This window comes from Mesorhizobium sp. M1006 (genome assembly GCF_040318825.1).
Lineage (GTDB): Bacteria > Pseudomonadota > Alphaproteobacteria > Rhizobiales > Rhizobiaceae > Mesorhizobium.
Map to the genome: position 1 here is coordinate 21,289 of NZ_JAMYMZ010000032.1, position 21,726 is coordinate 43,014.

A 21,726-nucleotide genomic window follows, 5' to 3' on the forward strand; every position below is an offset into this window, starting at 1 on the left:
AGCCATTGGCTGAACCCTTCCCAAGAGCAGGGACTCATCAACGTCCACCGCCCATATCGCGCTGACCGCGGCGAAGGCCGGATCGAGAAACGTGTATGCCGAAACGGAAGCCCCGTTGGGCTTGGGAATGTGGAAGCGCTCCTGATGGTCTGACCCGACGGCTTTCTGGGTTTCCCGATCAATGTGTACCTGCGTAGGACCCACACCGAATGTGGCCTCGACTGCAAAAGGGAACTGACTGATGCCGTTTAATTCATGGAAGACGCCATCGGCACTGCGCAGAAGCCGGCCATTGGCCGAAATGACGTAGGCGTCTGCAGCGCCCACGACGCCATTACCGAGATCGCCGGGTCGCTCCTCATTCCCCAAGAGGACGACAGCCTTAGCGGCGATGGCGGCCGTCCACCGCAACAAGAGTGCCTCATGGGGAAATGTACGGACAACTCCGAGTCCGGGCGCCAGCCATGCTTCGGGAATGTTGGTTGGCTCTGGTGTCACGATTTCAATCCAGATCCTTGTCCCATCCTGATCCAGAAGCAAATCTGGACCTATGCGATGATGGATTGCAGCGAGGCCATGCTTTTGAAGCTGATCGGCCAACAATACCTTGGAGAGCTGTTGCCAATACACGGCATCCTGAGGCGAGCAGAGCTTCTGCAGTGCATCTCGGTCTCCGAGCCCAGCGCCGAGAAAGGTTCGGTATGCTCCTTCCAGCGCGGTCCGAAGCGCTGCGCCGTGCTCGCCTTGGTTCGGATATCGCCTCCCGATTGCGGAGGGAAGATTGAGATCACGCATTTCACCGTTCGACATTTTGGCGCTCGACAGCAGGAGAGGTCAGGCGGGAATCGACCGCGCCAGGATGGCCTCGGCGGCATAAAAATGAGCCGTGTAGTATTCAGTCAGGTGCTTGCCATCAAAGCTTTTGTGCGAGTGCGTATAGTGTAGCCATGTTGGACCGAGCGTAATAGTGCCCGACTCGGTGCCGTATGCGTCAGATTCGGACGGCCAGAGATGGAGGCCATATCACGATGCCGATTCCTGAGAACCTCAAGCTTCTTCACACCGGTGAGGAAGTCGTATGGCAGAAATCGATCGCGACGATCGAGGCCGATCCTGACCTCAGCCTTCATCTGGCGATGATCGAGTGCGTGATGGACCTGCTGCAGTTCTACCGCATGGCCTATGATGAAAAGGACGAGGACCAGCTCATCGTCAAGCTGCTCGGGGCCAGGATTTTCAACGATCTCGGCGCCTCGATCAGGCTGACTTTGGGAGGGTACTACCAGGCGGCGGGCCTGCCGACCCGGGACATTCTGGAGACTGGGTTCCTGCTCGACTATTTCTCAACCGACCCGGCGCTGATCCAGACGTGGAAAGCCGTTCCAGAGGAGAAGCGCAACAAGGAGTTCAACCAAGCGAAGATCCGGGAAGTGCTCGACAAGCGGGACGGCTATGAAGGCAAGAAGCGATACGAACACTATAAGCTTCTGTCGGCCATTGCGGCACACCCGACATTCGCCGGCTTCACCATGCTCCGGCCGGAGCCGGGCGCCAACGCTCATATGGGCCCGTTTTTTGTTCCCAACCTTCTCACGGCTACGATTCAGGAGCTGGTGAAGGTGACAATGACGGCCTGGGAGAACTTCAAATGGTTCTTTAAGCCCGAAACCCTTTCCCAATTTCGAGCGACGCTACGCTATCTCGAGATGAGCTCGGAATGGGTTGAACGCATCTACGGAAAGAAGCTCGATCGAGGTGATATCGAGGCGGTCAAACGGATTCTCACACAGATTGATGGTCAGCCAAGCGACCGCGTCCCGCCCGCTGCATGAGGCCATCCGACGCTCGGTGGTTGCATCTTCTCTAATTCATCCTTAGATTGGGGAGGAATTAGAGAAGGAGGTACCGATGGCTTCCCCACAGACATTGACGTTGAGCGAGGCGGGCTATGTCCTCGACCGGTCAACCACGACGCTGAACAAGGCAGTCGATACCGGTGTCATCCGTGCGAAACAGCGCAGGGTCGGCAAGGCCGTGCAGCGCCTCGTCGGTCCAGCGGAACTTCGCTTTCTGCGACTGGCCGATGAGCTCGAGAAGGACCTCACTCCTTCTGGTCGGCGGCGCCTCTATGAGGCGCTGCGGAAGTTATCTGCCAGCACCCATATGGTGCGATGGGGCAAGCTCGACCTCGACCTCGCGCGGATCGACAGCGATCTGGAAGTCCGCCTCGCTCGGCTCGAGCACATTCGAAACTGGGTGGATCGCAGTGAGGACCAGTCCGAGGCTTTGATCCGGGATACTGGGATCCCCGCCCATCTGGTTGCTGCGCTCTCCAAGGAGCAGACCGTCGAGGAGATCCTGAGCGATTTTCCGTCGTTGTCGAAGACTCAGGTTGAGGCAGCGATCGAGTACGCTAAGGCCTATCCCAAGCGCGGTCGGCCTTACGCTCCTCGGAGCCTGAAGCGGACGCTGTCGGAGATGGCCGACCTTGGCGTCTTCGATGGAGACGACAGACCGGAGGAATCGGCGCCTCGGCCAATTCCGTGACGCTGTACCTTCTCGATGAGAATGTCCTTCGAGAGGCAGGAGCCCGCGGCAACGAGAATGTTCGCCGCTGGCTCGCAACCATCGACGATACCGACCTGCGCTTGAGCGCCGCCACGCTGTTCGAAAAGCGTCGCGGCGCGCAGGCTCTCAAGGGCCGCGATGCGGAGCGCTCCGCAGTCCTTCTCGCCGCGATCGATGCGCTGGAGAAGTCGTTTTCGGATCGCATCATCCCTATTGATGCGCCCGTGGTGGCGGAGTGGACCCGTCTGCTTGCGGGCAAGAACAAAGACCGGTGGGATCTGGCGCTTGCGGCTACGGCGAGGGTTCATGGGCTTGTTCTCGTCACGCGGAATGTGCGGGACTTTGCCGGACGTGGTGTTCGCATCCTTAACCCCTTCAAGGATCCGCCTGAAGAGCTCGAGGCCTGACCACGTGCGCGAGAAACCCTTCGCCCATTCCGCCATCGTGTTAATGGCCCAGGCCGCGCAGACTCACACCGAGATAAACAAGCTGGTTGTCTGCACGACTCTCGTCAAGAGTGGCGGGGGTTGCGCTTGATTTTTGCGAGACGAGCATTGCAACGGCGGCTAAACGACCTACGCGCGACTCTTGAGGGCAGCGCGGTCGACAATCTAGCGGCGCGACTTAACCGACCGGGCAGAGATCGGCTTGCGGCAATGTGGGAGGTCGCAGTTCTTCATGCTCTAGCGGATTCCGGCATGCTTCGGAGCGAGGTTCCACTCCCTTCGGGGAGTCGCCCGGACGCCTTCTTCGATAATGGGGACCTTCGGTTCACCGCAGACATTACTACCGTGTCAGACGAGGGTCTCGATGACGGCAATCCTTTTTTCGAGCTGAGCGCGCTTATTGAGAAAGAAAAGACTAAATTGGGACTGCCTATCGGCGGCGTGGATTTGCGCGTTAAGTCGATGGACCATCGAACCGGGCGAGGAACCAGGACCGTGCTGCGGCTGCCTCCCCGCAACCAGCTGGAGGCGTTTGTCCGGAACGAGATAGTGCCACAGTTGCGCAACCAGATACGTGCAGACGAATGGCCGTTGCGCGTCGCGATTGACAGCGATGACGCAGGCTTGGATATCACGATAAATCCTGCGAAATCGCCCTACAGCCAAGGCGGATTCGCCGCCTATGACGTCCCGCGGATTAAGGACCGCAACCCGCTGTTCAACGCGCTCAAGCCAAAGGCGGTGCAACTCCGCGGTGCTGAGGGCGTTACAGGCGTGGTTGTGTGCGACGGGGACTGCGCCGCTCTTTCCGAATGTCAACATAGTCAAAATCAAGTATCAGCCGAGACAATCGCCGAAGATTTCTTGCGCCAATATTCATCGATCGATTTCGTTCTCCTGTTGACGATCCGGGAGGCACAGCAATTGTGGCCGCGGGTTGACCCCGCGGATCGCCGAGTACACCACATCCTTGTGGTCCGCCCGGGACTTGATGCTAAAGACCAGCTGAGTGCCTTGTTTACCGCGATGATCGGAAAGCTTCCGAAACCCGTGGCGATGCCGGTCAACGGCGCGCTGCGCGCACGGGAGCGAGGATACGACCTTGGGCATCACGGAGGATACCAGATGGAAGGAAAGAAAATCCGCATCAGTTCGCGGGAACTGATGGAGGTTCTTGCCGGCCTTCGGACGCTCGCGGATAATGGCGCCAAGAATGTTGAGGCTAGCCGTCGCCAGCCATCCCGGCCAAGCCCGGTACAGAATGTCTTCCTGAGGAATCTTCAGCAGGGTCAGCGTCCAACGGCCATCAATGTCATCAAGACTGACGAAGACGATGGTGATGATTGGATTGAGTTCGAGTTCGACGAACCCGACCCGGCGATTTCCCCGTTCAGCTGACTTGCTCAATCAACCAGGTGACCGGAGTATCGGGTTCGATTACCTCCCCACGATCAAACAGGTCTATTGCAATGGCAAGTCCCCCGCGCCGACCCACAAATCCCTTGGCTGCCGCAGAAGCAGCGTTCAAGCCGATCAAAAAGCCTGCAGTGGTTCGCGAAGCCTCGGCTGCTCCAAATGTCAGGGAGCTTGTTTCAATCAGGATCGACCGGGCAGTGCTCGATTATTTCCAAGAGGACGGGCCGGGCTGGCAGGATCGGATCAACGACACGTTGAGACAAGCCATCACGCATAAACGCGACTGATGCGATCGCTAATTGAGAAGACGGAATAATGCGTCAAGCTGCACTGGATGCGCAATGCTGCTATGCACAACTCGCTCTTCATACGGCGGCTGTATCAAGTAGGTTGCTGGCATCGAATTTCGTCGAGGTCACCTCCTCCCGACGTTGGCGACTTAGGGCGGCATTTATTCCTCCCGAATGCTGCCGTCCAATCAAGCCCGCCACACCTCCTCCCGCGGCGGGCTTTTTCTTTCAGCCGGTCGTCAAATATCGAACCGGAGTTGGGTTCCGTCATCACTCTCGTCGCCAAGCGACGACAGCGAGATTCCAAGCAGGCGAATTCCCTTGCTGGCAGGGAATATCGCCTCCAACAATCCGGTTGCTATTCGATCGAACTCTGACTGGCCGTTGATCGGCAATCTGATCGGCATAATCACGCAGAAGCCGCGCGCCGATTCCACGGAAGGTACCGGCCCATGTCAGAGCATCGGCCATCACGCCGCCATTGCCGTTGAAAACGCGGTTGCAGATTCGTTCGACCCGACGTGACATCTCGGCCGCCGCACGGCGCGAGAATGTCCTCAGCAGGATCCGGCGCGGATCTGCGCCGCCAACAATCAGATGGGTGACCCGATGGGCGAGGGTGTTGGTCTTTCCCGATCCCGCGCCTGCGATGAGTGAGAAGAGGTGCCGCAATCATCGCCTTTGCGTCGACGACGCCACGCTCGACAGCACGCCGCTGCTCGATTCACTGAATCACGTTTCTCGTTTTGTTCGTAATGGCTCCGCAGTGGCCGTTGGCTTTATTGCCACTCCATCCAGCCGGCCACACGCCTGAGATTGAGGGCGAAAAAGTCTAGATAGGCGTCGCTTCCGTGGGCAAAGCCGGCCTTCAGTAGATCGGCGCGGATTGGCGGCACGAGCAAATCTTGTTCCACGGCCTGTCGTGCCGTTTCACGCCAGCCAATACGCCCGACGGACATGCGTTCCTTGCGGTCGTGGACAGAAAGGGTAGCCTTCAATTCATCTTCACTGTGTTCTTCCAAATGGGCGAGCGCCCCAAGTGTCTCGAACCGATCGAAGATCAGTCCAAGTTCGGATTGCATCCCAACAAACGACCGACCCCATTCGGTGAAAACATTCAAAAGATGGTCGCTTAGAGGTGTCTTTCGACGATCCAGTCCTTCAAGCGTCCTCCATGTGTTTTCATCGAAGCCTTTCCAGTCCCAAAGAAAAAGTGTTTTCACCAATGGCTTCGGGGTGCGGTCTTCGCGGGGCATCTTGAGATAGAACAGGTCGTGCAATTCTCTCCATCGTTGAGCGCGGACCAACCCCAATCCGTAGGCGGTAAACACCAACAATGCGGGATAAGACCTGAGTCCAAGCCAAATACTAAGGCCACTTCCTTCCTTGTTGGCATGCGAAACCAAGGCCCTTACGATATCGGACAACTGCGAAAATTCCGCGCCGTCACCCCACCGACCCATCGCGCCGGCGGCTCTGGCCAGCGGCTCCGATGCGGCCTGATAAATCTGGACGCGACCGCGAAATTCCTCCGGAGTCCAACTGCCTTGTGGCGATAGCTCGGACATGCCCATCCGATCCAATAGGCGCTCACCCTCTTGCGCGATGATTTCGTCAAGTTGGATGCGATGCTCTCCCTTGGCCAAATACCGCTTTACAGTGCTAACGAGTAGCTCGACGCTTAGCGGATTTTGTTTCCGGGTGTGGCTTAGGGTCTCGACTCGTTGGGCCAATGAGACGAAGAATGTATCTGCGTCTGAAATCGTCACCTGTTGTGCTTTTCGGTGGCCAATCAGTTCACCAGCACCGCTGCCCGGTTCACCACGCAGGGTCCAGAAAGTAGGATATCGTCGGTTTGGTGCCCGTAAGATGGCTGCACGTAGTGCATGATCCCAGTCGCCAGACCAGCCACACAAAATAAGTCCGTGCTCATCGAAAATCCGATCGAGAAGCGCGTCATATTCGGGCGGATAGCCGTTCAGTTCTTCATCGGTGTTAAGGATTCTCGCATCCTTGTAATCACCGTGAAGCTTGAAGATGTAGCATGAGCTGTGGGACAACGGCTCTGCTCCGGCGAGCGCATCCACCGACCACACCACAGTTGGTTCAACACCTGCCTCCCTGAGCGCATTTTCCATCAACCGATCAAAATTCGTCGTGACGATCACTTTAAAGTAGCCGTCACGGACCAATCCGGCGATAGCATGATGTGCGGCCGTGGGGACTTTTCGCCGATCAATTCGATCCTGTTCATCAGGTTCAATGTACGAGTGCAGGATTGACCGTCGTTCTGCGCGCGATGATGCAAGTTCTCCCAGCAAAATAGAGTAATTTGGCTCGCTACCAGTCTGGGTTCGATACCATTGGGCCCAATCGGTCGGATCCGCCGCTCCCTGTGCCAAGGCGACGCGACGAACGAGATCGAGGGTGATTTCCCAGCCCGTTGGTATTCCCGCTGACCGGGAGAGCCCTGATCCCAGCAGCAGCGCATAAACGCCCTTGTTCTCAAATATAGAAAAGGCAAGTTGAGTGAGAGGATCGCCTGCCAAGATGCTCATGCGGGTTCCAACAACATATGACTCTTGATATGTCAGGACAGTAGAAGTTCGTTCCGACAGCGATCGTGAATATTCCCCTGCTAAATCTGTGAACTATGAACCTATGCTGCCGACCGCAGCGCAGTTTCCTCTTTGAAACTACGCCGATCAGGTAAGCATCGCGTATCCTGTTTAGGGCCACGCGAGAGTTCAAGTGACAACAAACTGTCGCCGGCAAATGCCGGACTGAGTTCGAGTCTCAGATATTCGAAGAGTTGACGATCGTGCACAGCCACGATCACTTGACGCTTTTGTCCCTTTGAAAGCGTCCGAAGCAACGCCGCGAAATGGGCGATATGCACGTCATCCATCGATTGAACCGGGTCGTCAAGGATCAGCCATGGCAACTGGGGCGCGACGCTCAAATGGAGTGCGATGAACAACGTCAGTGCAGCGGTGTTGAGATTCCCGGCGCTGAGCATTGCGCCCGGCGTGCCGCCGGCGCCGCCCGAGCGATGGGTGGTAATGAGTTTCGGATTGAGCCGATGCGTCGATTCGCTGGGGATCCTAAACGCAGGAACAAAGGGTTCATTCGGCGCCAGCCGGACAAAGAGATCTCGCCAGAGGCGGTTTAGCCGCTCATTAAATTCCCGAACGATAATGCGCGAACGAACAACCTCAACCTTTGCCCTGATTTTCTGAGCGTCGGCGCGGATCCCATTTGCTTTGCTTAGGGCGCTTTCGACTTCACTATATGTGCTCGTATCGTCACGGATCAGCTTCTCGGCGAACTCGCGTCTCGCGACTTCTGCTCGTATTCGCCGGAGAGCATCCTTGGCAGTGCGACGCGCGCTGACGCGCGTGTTCAATGCAGCCGTTCGCTGATCGAGCGCATCCAGGAGCTGAACGATGGCGGACTGGGGCGTGGCAATCAGTTCTGGCGCCGCCTGACCGAGCGTTTCAGTGAGCTCGGTCAATGTTGCCATCGTGGCGGTGCGAGCCAGATCCGCAGACTGGTGGCCAGCGAGAGCGCGGCGCGTGGCGGTCTCGACCGCAGCTCGGCGCGATCCTTCTCGAGCGACATTCTCACGCTGATCAAGTTCAACAACCAGGGCATCAACATCGGCAGACTCGCGCTCAAGGTCCGCAAGGGCTTTCGGTTCTAGAAGGCGCGACTTGAGCTCGGTCGCCTCGCGTTCTAGCCGCTCGACCAAGACCTGCTGCTCGGCTCTGTTCGTACTCAGGCCAAGCAAACGCTCTGCCGATCCAGAAAGGGTCCGCACCTTGTGGTTCAAATGCTCGGTAAGCGGACCTTGGCCCTTCTCGGCAAAATCGCGATCGCACACAGGACAGTGATCGTTCAAAACGAAAGACGACAGCTCCGCGAGTGCAGCGGCCAGGTTCCCCGAGTTGGTGGCTATGCGTCCTATCTCGCCGTCAATCGTCGTGAGATGCTTGCCGGCGACGATCAGTTCCGCCGTCACTTCCGATTCGCGCTTGGTGTCTTGAGCGGCGCGAACTTCGCGCTCGTTGAGCTGCACTTTCCGCGCCCGCAGAAGTTTCAGCGCATCAAGGCGCATCGCTTCCGGATCGGCTTGCGATAGAACTACATCGGGCAAAATCTTAGTGACCCGGTCACGTAGTTGGGAGAATACGTTCTCGAACTCTCTCTGCCATCCCTGGAGGTCGCTGTTCGCCTTACCATGGGCTTCAGAGAGACTCGTTTCGTCCTGTTGCGAAACGGTGGAAACGTTTCGCACTGCTTCCTGTTGGACGGCCAACACCTGCCGACGCTGGCCTGCCAAATCATTCAGTTGCGCATCTTCCGGCGATTGGGAGATCGCCTCCTCGATCAAATCTAAGCGCGTTTCGTCGATCGGGTTGAGAAGCTCCAACTGTGCCAGCGCCAGATTTAGATCGCCAAGTGCCTCAGCAATTATCTTCGCGGCCGCGTCGCGGGCTCCGCGATGTTCCGAGAGGGTTCGCTCAAGCCGTGTCTTTTCATACTCGACCTGACCATAGCGGTCGGTGGTCTTCCTTAGATTCCTGATGTCCGCTGCAGGGAGCAGCCCTGTTTCAATTGCATCAAGGCGGTCAAGGCCAAGCAACTCGTTGACAAACCGCGACAAGGGCGAATTCGGAGCCGAGTCCGAATCTTGATAGATTTGCAACAGCTGTCCGAGGAACGATTGCGGCAGATAACACCGTTCACTGAAGAACGATGCTGGTCCAGCCGGCAGTTTCTCGCCAGGCTCGACCCCGGCCCTCGTCAGAACTGAATGGAAATGATTGCCTCCGGCCAGCCCAAGAGTACGAAGGTCGATGTGCCCGCGTTCTGCCGAGCAGTGTAGCAATTGCTTTTGATACTGCGGATCCGCTCGGCCCAACGAAACAACACGCCCAGTGAGCGCCGTCTCGATCGCTGACAAAAGACTGGTTTTGCCGGCGCCGTTCTCACCATGGACGAGTATGACCTTAGCATCTAGTGGAGCGCGCACCATACCCTTGATGCTACGGAAGTTGGAGACCTCGAGTTCTTGGAGCTGAATATCAGTCATGAGCTGGTCCGCAGCGTCAGGACTTCGCCGAGACGTGCGCCAAGAGCCTGAGTAACCGCCTCCTCTCCATGAACCGACGCCTCAACGAGCCCGTCGACCAATTCGCGATCTAGGGTCTTCGGAAGCGCTGCAAGAAGTTCGGTCATCGTGTCGCTTTTCGACGTGCGTTCATCCGCTTCGTCCGAACCTAGGTCCAACGGCAAAAGGACACGGATTTGGTCGTCTAGAGCTTCGGCAACAGCGACATTGATGGGCCGGCCGTCGGCGTCAAGGGAGGCACTTTCCACGCTGAGGACTCGACACGTCGCGGACAGGGCTTCCATGTCTCCCTGCAGCATCGCTCCAGCAAGGATCACTGTCAGCACGTAGCGCGATTGCGTGATGTCCAGGGCCCGGCTGAGCGTCTCGATACGCTGCCGAACCCGCGTCGCATCCCTATCGCCATGGTCGCCGGTAGCCGTATCGACAATTAGGATGAGGTCGAGCCCGCGACCGTCACTGCCGCGCAATGCCGCGGTAAACTCGAAGTCCACTGTGGCAACCTTGAAGGGGGTCGCCAGTCTTGTGTAGCCAGCCGCCTCCAAACGTTTAACCAGGCCGTTCACGAGCAGAGTGTCGTTCATAGCGTAACCTCGCTGACGAACCTTGTCTTCAGACTGGCAAAATCTGGCTCGGTATCGAGCATCTGCGCTATGCTGACATGTCGTGTCCCGACCTTGCCTGTGCGGCCGGGAGGGCGGCTGCGTACGCGCGCGCTATCGACATTGTTAGGGAACATTTGTTGCCACACGTCATCGGCATGAATGACAACGGTGTTTTCGTTGGCGAAGGCCCCATGTTTCTGAAGATCAAGAGCAACTCCTGTCGATCGGGCGAGGAAAATAGCGCGTGAAGGAGCACCCGGCCAAGAACCCGTGCTTGCTATCGCGCCTGCCCCAAGGGCTTCGTCCGCGGGAGGCCTAAGCTCCCACAATCTCACGTTCTGGCCGTGTTCGAGAAGAGAAAGCGCGATGGCCATCTCTCCAAAACCGGCTGCTCGTACGTTCATGTCGCCCGCCAATTGTCCAACCGGAGTCGTGCTTATCACCTCATACGCGTCAGGCTTCGTCGGCAAGTGACCATTACGAAACAGGCTAATCATGCGCGACCATACAGCGATGGCGCGTGTGGTGAACTCAGTTCGATCAGTACCAATTGCACCCGCAATCGCATCCCGCATTCGGTGGAGTCCGGCTATGATAGGCTCAGTCTCACCTACGAACACAGTCCCAGCCAAACGCAGACTCAACAATGCGCTCAGCTTGTCAGTTAGCAGCTTCAGGATCAGCGCAAGCAGAACCTGCTCCGCCCCAGGATCGAAGATGTGCACCGCCCTCGATTTCATCGACGAACTCGTTATACGTGCCCGCGTACACCATTTTCAGCATTGTGCGCTGACCGTCGCTGATCGCTTCTTCGCAAAAGACATGGCCTTGAGCTCTAGGCTCGCAAGGCCAAGGCCACGGGTTCGCTTTGCGAGCCTTATTGAAGGTCGCCTGCAGATTCACGTCCTGCAGCGAAAGGCCAATCATTAAAGCTTTCAAATTAGTTGCAGCAGAAAGTACTTCGGTTTGCATTGCCGCAAACTTCGGGTTTTCAGGCCACCCGATGATCTGGGTTTCAGAAGCAGTCAGGAACTCACGATATACGTCGGGATCCTCTGTTGCGTGGACAATACAGCCGTGAAATTTGAGGAGACGGGCCTTGGCCGCAGCATCTCGTAGATGACCTGGATCAACGACAACCTGCAGGTTTCCTTTTACGCCCCCGGCGAGGCGCTCCACCGCGGCTTCGATGAAGCCATCCCAATTTGCAGATGCTATCTCGTTGACGGCACCCTCGAGGATCAGGATCGCGATAGATAGATGCTCGGCAGCCGGTGGTGCGGGGTCCTTGAAAGCGTCACGGATGTCGACGCCCTCCCAAAGCAGATAATCCTCGCGTTCGCCCTTGATTCGGATGTCGAGAAGCTTGGAATACTTATTCCAGAGAACGCTGACGATCTTGTCGCGAAGCTCAGTTGGCCAATCCGCGAACTGTTCCTGAAAGTGCGGTTCTACTACATCGACGTTGATCTCGCTCAGTTTCAGCGCGGCTCGAAACGCGGGCTCGAACTTTGCTTGGGTGTCGGGATCCACTGCATGTTTACGCAGGAACTCCATGGCGCGAATGACGATCCCGCCGAGACTTGGCGCCTTGCGTGAAATGCCGGACCCCACCCAAAGCGCAAACTCGCCATCCTCAATGGCAACTGCCATCGCGCGAAAATCGCCGTCAAGTTTCTGGAGGGTATCCAGCACAGTGATCGAGGAGGCTGTGGGCAGAGGTGTCATTTCCACCGGAATACACACCCTGGGCGTTCCCTGCTCCGCCGAAGGGAGCGACGGAAAGCCCTGAGATCATAACCTCGGCGACCGAGAATCCACTCGTCGAACAACACCTCGGTTCTCGTAGAATCCATTATCGCCCCCCACTCGCCATAGTAGCGGCTAATCCTTGATTTCCTACAGCAAAGATCGTTGGGGGCTGCACAAAACGGAAATTGTGATTTCTAAATGCCATCCGCCCGTCGCTTGACCCGCCCAGCAGGGCACAACCCACGCCGGAAACGAACTCAAAACTGGATAGAAACTGGGGGCAAGGTCAGGCGCGATATGCAGAACGCGGACGCGTTCCGTGCCGTCTTCCTTCGTGGCCTGCATACGCGATGCCAGCATTTGCTGACGAAAGAGCTCGTAGAACGGCTCCCAAAACAGATCCGGGAGCTTCAGGTCTGCACTGCTGCGCAACGGGCCGATCGGCGCGAAGGCGATGTTCTGGTAGCGGCGAGACGCTCCGCTTCGCGCTTCGGCTCGGGCGGAGCGCCGTAGGATTCAGTGTACTTCCACTCGACGAGCAAGGTCTCGACTCGGCCTGCCTGCCGGAACGCAAACGGCATCGGCGCTTGTCACATTGGCGGCGCGCTTCGGGGCCATTCGTTCAGGTAATCCGTACGGCCGATCCATTCAAAGCCGACGAACCAGGGTTCACCGTCCGGCCCTTTCTCGACCTTCAGCATTTCCGGCAAGTCGCCAAGCGCGCTTTGGACGAGTCGCGGCAACATCTCCGGACGCGCGTCGCGAGAGGCATCAGGAAATTCAGGCAGCAAACCTGTGACGAGAGGCCATGAGCGGCATGCTGATGCCAAGCGATGGCATTGTCGGCGAAAATAGCGGTTGGCAATGTCGTGGATGTCGGGGTTTAGGTTAGAAAGGCGGTTCGCGGGAGCAAGGCGAAAGGCGCTCCTTTCGAAGCCGGCTTCGCCGGGAAGGTAGGCTTCGAAGAAGGCAGCCTGCCGCGTGCGTTCCTGTAGTACGAAGTGAGGCTCGCATGGATCCGTCATGGTGACTTTGACCGTTAGGCTTTCCTCGCCTTAGCGAGCAATGTTGAAAACAGAGTCTTGGCTTTGTCTGCTCGTTCCAAAGCCTCCAGTAGCGGGGTCATCGCCTCTTCAAGGCGGCCATCGGCAATCGCGGCAGCAACTGCTTTTGAATCCAGGTTGCACACCGTGTAGAAGTTGCCGCTATCGCTGAGATGGAAATCGGTCTCGGCCAAAACGCGAGCGTGATCTTTCGCGAGGGGTTTCCATTTCCTCGTGCCCGTGGAGTCTTGCCCGAACCAAAGACAAAGTTGGCCGCCTGCGACACCAAGATAGCGGGAGAGCCAGAAGTAAGGCTCCTGACCTATGCCTTCGCCGGTATCATCCGGTCCCTTGTCCGGATAGAACCAAGCCTCCGGCTGACCTTCTAGAAACCATTCTTGGGGAGCCGTCCAAGGATTATCTCGCTCGAAAGCTCCTTTCCAGCCTTGTTTCTTTGCCCAGTCATCGAGATGCTCGATAATCGACTCCCAAATGTTTTCACCAATGACCTCAATTCGCTTTGCAGCGGCATCGAGGTCCAACAAGTTTTCTACGATCAATCCATCAAGTTCTGCGTTATCGGTCATTCAAACTCCTTAGTGAAATTGGCCCACATGCGCTGCGAAAAGCAGCGCTAGTCGCGTGGAGAAGGTTTCCGCGCCAAGATTCGCGCGACGGATTTGATCGCCCTCGAAACGTCTGCCCACCGAAGCTGGATGCAATTTGTGGGATCTGAGGGCGATGTTTCTGAGAGGTATAGGACGGCCCAATGCTGCTTGCGAAGGCTCGCCGCCTTTGTGGCTGCCAACTGCGCGTATAGAGCTACTTGGTCCCTTTTGGTTTCAAGCGCGTCAATCTTGACTTCCAGGAACAGGAGGAAGTTCGCACCCGTAATCTCGATATCGACACGGTGATCCCCATTGCCAAGCGGATAGCTCTCACGAACCGCACCTTGAACATCCCTGAGCAGGAAGCCCGCCTTGCGCGTCCCGCCGATGCGGTTCCAAATCTCAATCAGGTAGGCATCCCCAGCCCCGTGAGAGCCACCGGGATCGAGCAGCCAAGTTAGAACCCTCGCTGTACGGACCTCGTTGCGACCCAACCCCGCGACAGACCAGACGTCGATTGCGTCGCCGCGCTGCCGGGCCTGTAGCAGCGCGGGCGACAGTGCGCTCAGCACTTGGTCGAGTTGCGCTGGCACGAGCGTTTCAGGGGCCGAGACTAGGGCGCGGTGGTTGGCTTTCAACCCCGATCGAATCCGGAGGAGGATATCGCGCAAATTCTCGACGTCGACTGTTCTGTGCGGCTTCAGGTTCTTGCGCCAGTCCTTCAGAAATGAAGCGAGCCGTGCAAATGACGCAGAGGGCTGCGGATCTTCAGGCATCAGCCGTACGCTCGGCAAATCTCGCCGCCAGCTTTTCCCACTCGTCCTTGATCGCGAACGCATCCCGAAACTCGGCAAAGGCCCATGGATGACCGCCGGATATACTCGATGTGGAACCGTATCTCGCCCGAGAGCACAGCTGCGGAACTTGCACAATAGCATTCGTGCTCACGACGAAAGAATTGCCCATGGAGACACCCGGGGGGCTCGCTATGGTAGCGCCACTGCATCCGCCAAATGCAAGGTTTCTCAATGCGGATGAAAAGATCGCCGCGGTCATCGAAATCATGCGCGCGAAGCACTGCGGGTGGCTATTTCGCCTAAGACAGCATGAAGAAGCGTTCCAACTTCCTGTTCGGCCAGCCCAGGTGCAATTCCTGGTTCGGACAGTTGAACGAGAATTGTCTTGGCGGTGCTGCGCCAGAAGGCATTCGCGTCATCCCCGTTCTTGGATTCCAGGACTTGGGCGATACCTTCGACCAATTTCCGCCGCCGATGCAGCGGAAACGCGCTTATGTTTGAATCACACATCGATCACCTCACCCCTTCAATCTCGCGAATAAGCATTGGCGGGTTAAAAAATTTGGTTAACAGCGCTTTTTTCTGACGGTGGCCAGCAATGGAATACAGCGTCCGCTACGCTCGGTGGACGGTGCCGCGAATAGGGCATTCGGTCTTACACTGATCGTCATTTCGCAGGCGCTGTGTGATCGCAGTTCGGAAACTGGCTGCAGCCGAGAAACCGGCGATTGGCGGGCCCGGTTCTCTCAACGATGTAGCCGGCACGACACGTGGGACATTGACGTAGAAGGTCGCCGTCAATGGTCTCGAAGCGCAGGTTGTCGCCGGCAATCTCGGAGAGCTCGCGGATGTATCGAGATGGTTCGCGGCTGTTGGCGAGCAGGAACACGCCGCGGCTGGCGCGGGTTAGGGCGACATAGAACAAACGCCGTTCTTCGGCATATTCAAATGTCTCCGGTCGCGGCATGACCAAGTTCAGCAGTTCGTCGTCCTCGATCCGGCTTGGCACCCCGTAATCGCCTTCGCTGATATCGAGCAAGATTGTGTAGTCGGCCTCGAGCCCCTTGGCACGATGGAACGACAGTCCCGAGACGTCGATGTTTTCGAAACCAGGCTTTGCGCTCTTGAACGGGTCGAGCTGGTTGTAGCGCCAGAGCACCATCACTTTGAGCTTCTGGCGCCCATCGTTCCGCCATTGCTCTGAGATACCACCGAGGAAAATGTCGAGGCGCTTCAGCAGCCGCCTACAGGCTTCGCCAAAGTCGGGTTTGCCGCGGTCGCTCGCGACCGGAATGACGCGGATCGATCGAGCGATCGCCGGCCGTGTCGAATGCACCGACTTTTTCAGCTGCGCGGGATTGCGCTGCACGAAGCTCGCGGCAGTCTCGGCGATGAACTGGTTGCAGCGATAGGTCTGCTCGAGGCGACCTTGCCAGCTGGCCCCGAAATTCGCCTCGAACTGCGTGAAGATCGTGATGTTGGAACCGGCAAAACGGTAGATGGACTGCCAGTCGTCACCGACGGCAAATATCTTGGTGAAAGGTTTCTGGTACTTCAGCGCTTTGATGAGATTTGCACTCGGCTCGGAAATATCCTGGAACTCATCGGCGAGGATCAGGGTGTAGGGGCTCTGATACCGGCCGGTCTCCACAAGGCGCGTCGCCTTCGCAATCATGGAGTCGAAGTCGATGCGGTTGGCTTCTTCCAGCTTGCGGGAATAGGCCTCGGTAATGATCCAGACCGCGCGGGCGAAATCCTTGGCGCGGGCGCTATCGTGCAGCGATCCGGCGCGCTCGACGAGCATCTCCAGGGTTAGGTGCCTGGCGCGGATGTGTTTGATGCAGACCGCGATCAGCTTGTGATAGTGCTTGATCACCACCGGCTCGAGGGCCTGGACGATGGCGGTATAGCACTTTCGCCGGAGCGGAATACTGCGCTTGGCGAGCTCCGCTTCGAGCTCTGAGACCAGCGATCCACGACTCGCTTGTGCCGACGTGGTCTCGAACACATCGAGCCCCGCCTCGCGATACGAAGCCCGCTTGCTTTCGGTATGGGCGACGTAGTCGGCGAAGGGCGACGAACCGTCGGCGTTGATGGCCAGATGCTCGTGAATCGTTTGGCTGGCCGTGTAATAAAAGTCCGGATGCAGGTGCCTGATCGCACCGTTTTTGTTTTCGAGCGCGATCTGTCGCTCGTACTCGAATTCCACAGAATGCAACCATAACCAGTTGACGATCGTCTGCTCCTGAAGCGACTTCACGTAGACGCCGGCCATCGTGCCGATGGTGGCATTGCCATTTCGCCACCGCACCGACAGGTAGCGTTCGTGATCGGCCTTCGTATCGAAGACCTCGGCGGGGATATCGGCCTTGGGATGCAGAACCAGAAGGTCGATCCAGAGCCTGGCGAATTCCGGATCGACGCCCAACAAGTCTTCGATGATCTTCTCGATCACCTTCGCCTCACCAGCCGGGTGCTCGACCCAGTCGGCGAGTTGGGGCGGCCGTTCCTCGGTCTCTTCGATGATCTTACGCCCCAGCGCGTGAAAGGTGGTCACCCGGCATTTCAGTTCCCCCGCTTCGACGCCGAGTTGACGGGCAATCCGCCCCTTGAGTTCCTCGGCGGCGCTCCTGTTGAAGGCGAGTACCAGGATTTCGTCGGGGCGATGGAGCTGCTTGTTGAGGACATATGCGACCTTGCCGACCATGGTGGCGGACTTTCCGGAGCCCGCCGAGGCGACCAGCAGGTTGTTGTCCTCCAAGCGGATGCAGGCTTCCCGCTGCTGGTCGGACAAGGATCGCCCGTCGAGATCATCAAAGAATGATCGGTATCTGCTGAGCTCCGCGGAAACGAACTCATCATTGTACCGGTGGCGAACGCTCGGGTCCGTGAGGAACGCGAGGGACGCCGGCAATGCGGCCTTTAGACCCGAGGGCATCATTTCCGGATCGAAGAGCGGATGGGACAAAGCAGCTGCAGCCTTGCCCGGCACGGCCGCGATCACCCTCGCGAGATCGGCGTGGGCTAGGTATTGCCGCTGCTGCTCCGTGATCGTCCGCAGCCGGGCGTCCACCTCGCTCAATCGGCCGCTCTCGGAGGCAACGAGGTCGAACAGATGAGCGTTGACGAAACCATAGAGGTCGGTCGCGAGCTGCACCGCTGCCTGTTCTCCCAGGCAGGCAAGACTATCGACCCGATGGCTGGATCGAACCTCGACGCAATGCCACAGCAGGGCCTTGCTGACTGAGATGGCGGTTACGTCGATGCATGGCATATCGATGGTGCCGGACGAGACCAGTCGTACCATTCCCGGCGTCGATCGATTGAGCGTCAGCTTCCAGCGTCCGGACGGCAGAAACCGTGCGAAGAAACCAGGCCGGTATGTTCGAGTGCGTCCAGACATCCTGGACTAGGTGCCACATCGATGGCGTTGTCGTCACGCCGAGCAGAGCTGGCCAGCAATACTATTTTGTGGCGATCGCGGTCGCACGTGGCAAGATCATCTCTGGATGATGCGAGTCTCTTGTGAGGCGCAAGATGAAGCTGAGACGACTTGAAAAGATGCGCACGGGCGGTACCCGCACGAAGATGCAGCTCTCCATCCCAATGCCCAAGACGCCTGATGGAAGAGTCTATCGCTACTCACCCAATGCGGAGGCCCACCCCCGGCATTTCGTGCTCGGGGACCCTGTCGTCGGATTTGTTGCGGATCCTGATAGAGCCGTCCGGATCAAATATGCTCCTGGCACTCCGGGGACCGTCTGCCCCTACAGTGGCGTCAGGGCCGACGATGCAGAGTTCATGCATCCGGACGATCGCAAGGCTGCAGTCAAGATTGTGAAACAGGCCGCCTTGCAGGACATGCAGGACGCGGTTTCGGACATGCTTGCCGGTGTGGCGCGAGGCAGCAAGTCGATTACCTACAAGCCGGCAGCCCGCCGGAGCAAGTCTCGCCCTCGTTTCGGCCGCCGTGATCTTATGCGCCTTCTGGTCTGCGATTGCTGCGGGCGGGACTATGGTGTCTTCGCGATTGCGCTGTTTTGCCCCGACTGCGGGGCGCCCAATCTGGCGTTGCACTTCGCTCGCGAGGCCGAGTTGGTCGGGCAGCAGGTGGATCTGGCGGAATCCCAGGGTAAGGACCGGCAGGAACTGGCCTATCGCCTGCTCGGCAATGCTCATGAAGATGTGCTGACTGCTTTCTAGGCAACCCTCAAGGTCGCTTATGCCTATCGCGTTCAGAACCGTGTCCCAGGGTCGACACCGATCAAGCCGATCGGCAACGATTTCCAGAACATCGACAAAGGCCGCAAGCGCTTCGAGGAATTCTCGTTCGATCCGTTCGCCGAACTCGACGCAGGGGAGCTTGCAGTCCCTCACTCAATATCCAGAAACGTCACTTGATCGGACACAATCTCGGCGTGGTCGATGCCAAATTTGCGCAACATGCCAAGGAGGCAAAGCTGGGCGAGACCGTTGAACTGGTGGCGGCCGACGTCCGTGCCTTCGCCGCTCTCTGCAAAAAGGTGGTTCGACGGATCGACGATATGCTCGGGGACGCAGCACTGCCACCACCGGCGGACCAGACCGAGGAGGAGGCGATGCCGCCCCCAACAGAGACGGTCGGTGATCTGACCTCGGAGGGATCGGCACTGGGAAAATGGATATGCAAGACTCGGTCGATGGCCTACCCGATCATCTCAATGAGGATGCGCTGATCGCAGCCTTTCCAAACTGGTCTACGGATCAGTTCGCCGAAGCGCTGGCCGAGGACGACTACGTGAGCCTTACTCACACGATTTCCGGGCGTTTGCCGCGCGTACACGTGGGCGCGGACCTCTTCTTGACCTTCGATCCGATCTGCATGGAAAGCGATCCGATTGCCGACGCGCTGCAGCTGATCAGGCTCATCCTGGATAAGGACTCGGTGGACGTGCCTGCCCTGCATGCGGAAAGCCAAATGTCGCTGCGGCGCTTCAACCCCGCCATCGGCATGATCATCGCGGAGATCGGTGAGGGCAGGGTGTCCGAAGCCTACGTTGAGCGCTACCCGGCGCCGTATTTCTTCATCGTCGATTCTGATCGCGTGGCGATCAAAAGGCTGGCTCGGCGGCTGGAAGGTTAGTTGGAGCCGTCAACTCATGCCGATATGCTCGTGAGACGCGCGTCCGACATAGCCGGCGGGCGAGACGTGAGCGACCCGAGCATAGGTGACGGAACGTACCGGACACATAGTGTAGTGCACCCCTCGGGTGAGACAGAGATCAGTAACAGTTCTCTGTTTCTGAGATCGCCGCAGGGGCTTCCCGCCGCGAAGCTGTCCAAGAGCGCGGCGTGCAGTACCTCAGAGATGGCAAAGGTCTGGTACTCGGGCAGAATTCCATGTGACGCGACCTGACGGGCCACGGCCGCCTCGACCTCCTGTGGATTTTCACCAGCGTCGATGAGCTGGCGCGCCGCGATGGGGTAAGCAGCCGCCAACGCCGCTTCGAGCGTCATGCTGCCTTGCTTGAGCAGAGGGGAGGCCACTTTTCCCACCCGCTCCCCGAGCACAAGCTCGACCCGGGAGAACTTCGGCAGTTCGTTGGTCATCGGACCTGATCACTCAACGCTCGCAAGTGCTTCTAATACAACGGCTAGCGAGCACTTAGCTCGTTGCGCATTTTCTCATAGCTGTCCAACAATGCCTGCGACTCGGGAGTGGCGCTGATCGCGTGATTTATGAGCAGCAATCGATATTCGAAATTCGGGTGAGACTGCCCATGATCCCAGAATATGCGGGGATCGCCAAGCGAGCGGCATCCGAAACAGGCGAGTGTTGCCTCGCTCGAGACCACGAAGGAGAGGCTGCTCAGGAACATGATCGCCTCGGTGGTGCCGAAATAGAGGTCGTAGTTGTCGATCGGCGGATTGCCGTTTCCGAGTCGGCTAAATTCCCTTTTCAGGATTGTTGCAACATAATCGTCGGCTTGGCGCTCCCGCGCTTTCGCCTCGGTCTCGTCGTTGTTTGGCACGGCGTCGGCCGTTGCCGGAAGGAACGCACCGTAGTGCCTGTTCGCGATATGGCCCAGCTCATGCAGTAGCAGGAACACGAGCATCGAAATCTGCTTGTCCTGCATAAGCACATTGTCTTTGGACAGAACCGCGAAATTGCGCTCGAAATGCACGCCGCTGATCACAATCGTCCGGCAGCCTGCGGGTACTTCCGCGACGACCGGCCTGGCCTGGTCCGGCCTGATATGATGGACGGGGATCTCATCGCTGCTCGCGTTGTCTTCCGTCGTATTCGAGAAAAACAGTACCAGTTCCGGATCGCGCACGGCCGCGTTGACAATTTCGATCGCCCGTTTGATTTGGGCATCTGTCACCTTGGTGCTCCGCAGGGCAAAATCACAGGCGGCGACGGCGTTGCCCACGCCCAGAATTAGGGCCAACGAGGCGAATGTCAGAATTCGTACGAGCATTTCGTGCTTTGCAACGGTTCGCAGACCGGAGCAGGTCATCAAGGTATTGGCGCGCCGCCTGTGCATCGGTTTCATCTCTGACCGAACTGAGCGTTTTGGCCGCCTCCTGTTCAATGTTGTCCACGCAGCCGAAACGGCTATCGGCGACGCCATTCAGATAAGTTGCACCGGACGTCGAGACGGCGGCGCCTGCACCGAGCAAACCGATGGCAAGGGTCAGCAGGATGCTGGCCCGCGGTCCCATTGGATTGCCTTCTGCAGGCCAGCGAGTACCGTCGTTCCAGCTCCGAACACGACGACCAGCATCAACAGCCATTGTGCCCAGGATTTGGTCTCAATGGTCGCCTGATTCACGCTGGTCGCGATGGCATTGGCTTCGCTGATGGCGTTGTTGATTTCATCCGGAGGCAGCGGGAGGGCACCGTCGAACCCCGATCCGATGCGCGCAAAATCGCCGACGATGCGAAGGGCCTCCGGTGTCAGGGCGAACGTGACAAGAAGGCCTATCGCGAGAATGGCAATACCTATCGCAATGAGTGTCTTCCCCATGCCCCCTCCACGTCGATCAACCAACATGCACCGCCTGCCCCATACCCTGAGATCCGA

The 21,726-nt window shown here is 58.1% G+C and carries 24 protein-coding genes and 1 pseudogene; 10 read left to right on the forward strand and 15 right to left on the reverse strand.

From position 1 onward, the window contains the following. Window positions 1-255 precede the first annotated feature (255 nt). The 6 genes from NKH60_RS24505 (at window position 256) to NKH60_RS24530 (ending at window position 4,717) form a co-directional block, all read left to right on the forward strand. Window positions 256-945, forward strand: a complete 690-nt coding sequence (locus NKH60_RS24505) for a hypothetical protein (protein ID WP_352873619.1) — start codon at window positions 256-258, stop codon at window positions 943-945. Window positions 946-1,028: 83 nt separating this feature from the next. Continuing rightward, window positions 1,029-1,832 carry a hypothetical protein gene (locus tag NKH60_RS24510; protein WP_352873621.1) on the forward strand — a complete coding sequence of 268 codons (804 nt, stop codon included), beginning with the start codon at window positions 1,029-1,031 and terminating at the stop codon, window positions 1,830-1,832. A 100-nt stretch (window positions 1,833-1,932) separates the two neighbouring features. Continuing rightward, complete coding sequence (locus NKH60_RS24515; RefSeq protein WP_352873623.1) at window positions 1,933-2,547, forward strand: DUF433 domain-containing protein; 615 nt, start codon at window positions 1,933-1,935, stop codon at window positions 2,545-2,547. Then, window positions 2,544-2,975 carry a type II toxin-antitoxin system VapC family toxin gene (locus NKH60_RS24520; protein WP_352785628.1) on the forward strand — a complete coding sequence of 144 codons (432 nt, stop codon included), beginning with the start codon at window positions 2,544-2,546 and terminating at the stop codon, window positions 2,973-2,975. Before NKH60_RS24515 ends, NKH60_RS24520 begins: the two co-directional genes overlap by 4 nt. Window positions 2,976-3,359: 384 nt before the next feature. Further along, window positions 3,360-4,412: a hypothetical protein gene (locus NKH60_RS24525; protein WP_352785625.1), complete on the forward strand. Its 1,053-nt coding sequence runs from the start codon at window positions 3,360-3,362 to the stop codon at window positions 4,410-4,412. 71 nt (window positions 4,413-4,483) lie between these two features. Next, window positions 4,484-4,717: a BrnA antitoxin family protein gene (locus NKH60_RS24530; RefSeq protein ID WP_352785623.1), complete on the forward strand. Its 234-nt coding sequence runs from the start codon at window positions 4,484-4,486 to the stop codon at window positions 4,715-4,717. 396 nt (window positions 4,718-5,113) lie between these two features. Here NKH60_RS24530 and NKH60_RS24540 read toward each other — a convergent pair. From NKH60_RS24540 to NKH60_RS24590, 12 genes and pseudogenes are all read right to left on the reverse strand, one after another. Then, window positions 5,114-5,444, reverse strand: a pseudogene (locus NKH60_RS24540) (UvrD-helicase domain-containing protein); the annotation flags it as partial. A gap of 55 nt (window positions 5,445-5,499) precedes the next feature. Continuing rightward, window positions 5,500-7,278 carry an SIR2 family protein gene (locus NKH60_RS24545; protein WP_352784319.1) on the reverse strand — a complete coding sequence of 593 codons (1,779 nt, stop codon included), beginning with the start codon at window positions 7,276-7,278 and terminating at the stop codon, window positions 5,500-5,502. Window positions 7,279-7,379: 101 nt separating this feature from the next. After that, on the reverse strand, window positions 7,380-9,815 hold the full coding sequence (locus NKH60_RS24550; RefSeq protein WP_352873626.1) for an AAA family ATPase: 2,436 nt from the start codon (window positions 9,813-9,815) through the stop codon (window positions 7,380-7,382). Beyond that, entirely contained in the window at window positions 9,812-10,438 is a 627-nt protein-coding gene (locus tag NKH60_RS24555) for a hypothetical protein (RefSeq protein WP_352784323.1), read from the reverse strand. Before NKH60_RS24555 ends, NKH60_RS24550 begins: the two co-directional genes overlap by 4 nt. Further along, entirely contained in the window at window positions 10,435-11,199 is a 765-nt protein-coding gene (locus NKH60_RS24560) for a hypothetical protein (protein WP_352873657.1), read from the reverse strand. The genes NKH60_RS24555 and NKH60_RS24560 overlap by 4 nt, the downstream gene beginning before the upstream one ends. Then, a complete protein-coding gene (locus NKH60_RS24565) occupies window positions 11,120-12,187 on the reverse strand; it encodes an SIR2 family protein (protein ID WP_352873655.1) in 1,068 nt (355 codons plus the stop codon). The genes NKH60_RS24560 and NKH60_RS24565 overlap by 80 nt, the downstream gene beginning before the upstream one ends. A gap of 171 nt (window positions 12,188-12,358) precedes the next feature. Continuing rightward, on the reverse strand, window positions 12,359-12,643 hold the full coding sequence (locus NKH60_RS35190) for a PGN_0703 family putative restriction endonuclease (RefSeq protein ID WP_502899831.1): 285 nt from the start codon (window positions 12,641-12,643) through the stop codon (window positions 12,359-12,361). A gap of 158 nt (window positions 12,644-12,801) precedes the next feature. Then, window positions 12,802-13,236, reverse strand: coding sequence for a hypothetical protein (locus tag NKH60_RS24570; protein ID WP_352873628.1), 435 nt, complete (start codon window positions 13,234-13,236; stop codon window positions 12,802-12,804). 14 nt (window positions 13,237-13,250) lie between these two features. Continuing rightward, window positions 13,251-13,841 carry a hypothetical protein gene (locus NKH60_RS24575; RefSeq protein ID WP_352784325.1) on the reverse strand — a complete coding sequence of 197 codons (591 nt, stop codon included), beginning with the start codon at window positions 13,839-13,841 and terminating at the stop codon, window positions 13,251-13,253. Window positions 13,842-13,888: 47 nt separating this feature from the next. Continuing rightward, on the reverse strand, window positions 13,889-14,638 hold the full coding sequence (locus tag NKH60_RS24580) for a PD-(D/E)XK nuclease family protein (RefSeq protein WP_352873631.1): 750 nt from the start codon (window positions 14,636-14,638) through the stop codon (window positions 13,889-13,891). A 285-nt stretch (window positions 14,639-14,923) separates the two neighbouring features. After that, window positions 14,924-15,169, reverse strand: coding sequence for a DUF6074 family protein (locus tag NKH60_RS24585; RefSeq protein ID WP_352784331.1), 246 nt, complete (start codon window positions 15,167-15,169; stop codon window positions 14,924-14,926). A 157-nt stretch (window positions 15,170-15,326) separates the two neighbouring features. Then, on the reverse strand, window positions 15,327-17,732 hold the full coding sequence (locus NKH60_RS24590) for a UvrD-helicase domain-containing protein (protein ID WP_352873633.1): 2,406 nt from the start codon (window positions 17,730-17,732) through the stop codon (window positions 15,327-15,329). A gap of 42 nt (window positions 17,733-17,774) precedes the next feature. On the opposite strand from NKH60_RS24590, the gene NKH60_RS24595 reads away from it, so the two are divergent. From NKH60_RS24595 to NKH60_RS24610, 4 genes are all read left to right on the forward strand, one after another. Next, window positions 17,775-17,906 (forward strand): hypothetical protein, encoded by a 132-nt coding sequence (locus NKH60_RS24595; RefSeq protein WP_352873635.1) that lies wholly within the window; start codon window positions 17,775-17,777, stop codon window positions 17,904-17,906. 290 nt (window positions 17,907-18,196) lie between these two features. Continuing rightward, complete coding sequence (locus NKH60_RS24600; RefSeq protein ID WP_352784336.1) at window positions 18,197-18,862, forward strand: hypothetical protein; 666 nt, start codon at window positions 18,197-18,199, stop codon at window positions 18,860-18,862. Between the two features lie 194 nt (window positions 18,863-19,056). Beyond that, entirely contained in the window at window positions 19,057-19,374 is a 318-nt protein-coding gene (locus tag NKH60_RS24605) for a hypothetical protein (protein ID WP_352873637.1), read from the forward strand. Further along, complete coding sequence (locus NKH60_RS24610) at window positions 19,323-19,781, forward strand: hypothetical protein (RefSeq protein WP_352784341.1); 459 nt, start codon at window positions 19,323-19,325, stop codon at window positions 19,779-19,781. Before NKH60_RS24605 ends, NKH60_RS24610 begins: the two co-directional genes overlap by 52 nt. Window positions 19,782-19,795: 14 nt before the next feature. Here the strand turns inward: NKH60_RS24610 and NKH60_RS24615 are convergent, their stop codons facing one another. The 3 genes from NKH60_RS24615 to NKH60_RS24625 form a co-directional block, all read right to left on the reverse strand. Continuing rightward, window positions 19,796-20,248 (reverse strand): hypothetical protein, encoded by a 453-nt coding sequence (locus tag NKH60_RS24615; RefSeq protein ID WP_352784344.1) that lies wholly within the window; start codon window positions 20,246-20,248, stop codon window positions 19,796-19,798. A 44-nt stretch (window positions 20,249-20,292) separates the two neighbouring features. After that, complete coding sequence (locus NKH60_RS24620) at window positions 20,293-21,195, reverse strand: hypothetical protein (protein ID WP_352784346.1); 903 nt, start codon at window positions 21,193-21,195, stop codon at window positions 20,293-20,295. Between the two features lie 141 nt (window positions 21,196-21,336). Beyond that, window positions 21,337-21,696 (reverse strand): hypothetical protein, encoded by a 360-nt coding sequence (locus tag NKH60_RS24625; RefSeq protein WP_352873640.1) that lies wholly within the window; start codon window positions 21,694-21,696, stop codon window positions 21,337-21,339. Window positions 21,697-21,726: the final 30 nt, after the last annotated feature.

Coding starts and splice junctions, on each gene's coding strand:
- NKH60_RS24505 (WP_352873619.1), top strand. CDS start 256: ATGGAAGACGCCATCGGCACTGCGCAGAAGCCGGCCATTGGCCGAAAT.
- NKH60_RS24510 (WP_352873621.1), top strand. CDS start 1,029: ATGCCGATTCCTGAGAACCTCAAGCTTCTTCACACCGGTGAGGAAGTC.
- NKH60_RS24530 (WP_352785623.1), top strand. CDS start 4,484: ATGGCAAGTCCCCCGCGCCGACCCACAAATCCCTTGGCTGCCGCAGAA.
- NKH60_RS24545 (WP_352784319.1), bottom strand. CDS start 7,278: ATGAGCATCTTGGCAGGCGATCCTCTCACTCAACTTGCCTTTTCTATA.
- NKH60_RS24550 (WP_352873626.1), bottom strand. CDS start 9,815: ATGACTGATATTCAGCTCCAAGAACTCGAGGTCTCCAACTTCCGTAGC.
- NKH60_RS24555 (WP_352784323.1), bottom strand. CDS start 10,438: ATGAACGACACTCTGCTCGTGAACGGCCTGGTTAAACGTTTGGAGGCG.
- NKH60_RS24560 (WP_352873657.1), bottom strand. CDS start 11,199: ATGAAATCGAGGGCGGTGCACATCTTCGATCCTGGGGCGGAGCAGGTT.
- NKH60_RS24565 (WP_352873655.1), bottom strand. CDS start 12,187: ATGACACCTCTGCCCACAGCCTCCTCGATCACTGTGCTGGATACCCTC.
- NKH60_RS24570 (WP_352873628.1), bottom strand. CDS start 13,236: ATGACGGATCCATGCGAGCCTCACTTCGTACTACAGGAACGCACGCGG.
- NKH60_RS24575 (WP_352784325.1), bottom strand. CDS start 13,841: ATGACCGATAACGCAGAACTTGATGGATTGATCGTAGAAAACTTGTTG.
- NKH60_RS24580 (WP_352873631.1), bottom strand. CDS start 14,638: ATGCCTGAAGATCCGCAGCCCTCTGCGTCATTTGCACGGCTCGCTTCA.
- NKH60_RS24585 (WP_352784331.1), bottom strand. CDS start 15,169: ATGTGTGATTCAAACATAAGCGCGTTTCCGCTGCATCGGCGGCGGAAA.
- NKH60_RS24595 (WP_352873635.1), top strand. CDS start 17,775: ATGAGCGTTGACGAAACCATAGAGGTCGGTCGCGAGCTGCACCGCTGC.
- NKH60_RS24600 (WP_352784336.1), top strand. CDS start 18,197: ATGAAGCTGAGACGACTTGAAAAGATGCGCACGGGCGGTACCCGCACG.
- NKH60_RS24610 (WP_352784341.1), top strand. CDS start 19,323: ATGCAAGACTCGGTCGATGGCCTACCCGATCATCTCAATGAGGATGCG.
- NKH60_RS24615 (WP_352784344.1), bottom strand. CDS start 20,248: ATGACCAACGAACTGCCGAAGTTCTCCCGGGTCGAGCTTGTGCTCGGG.
- NKH60_RS24620 (WP_352784346.1), bottom strand. CDS start 21,195: ATGAAACCGATGCACAGGCGGCGCGCCAATACCTTGATGACCTGCTCC.
- NKH60_RS24625 (WP_352873640.1), bottom strand. CDS start 21,696: ATGTTGGTTGATCGACGTGGAGGGGGCATGGGGAAGACACTCATTGCG.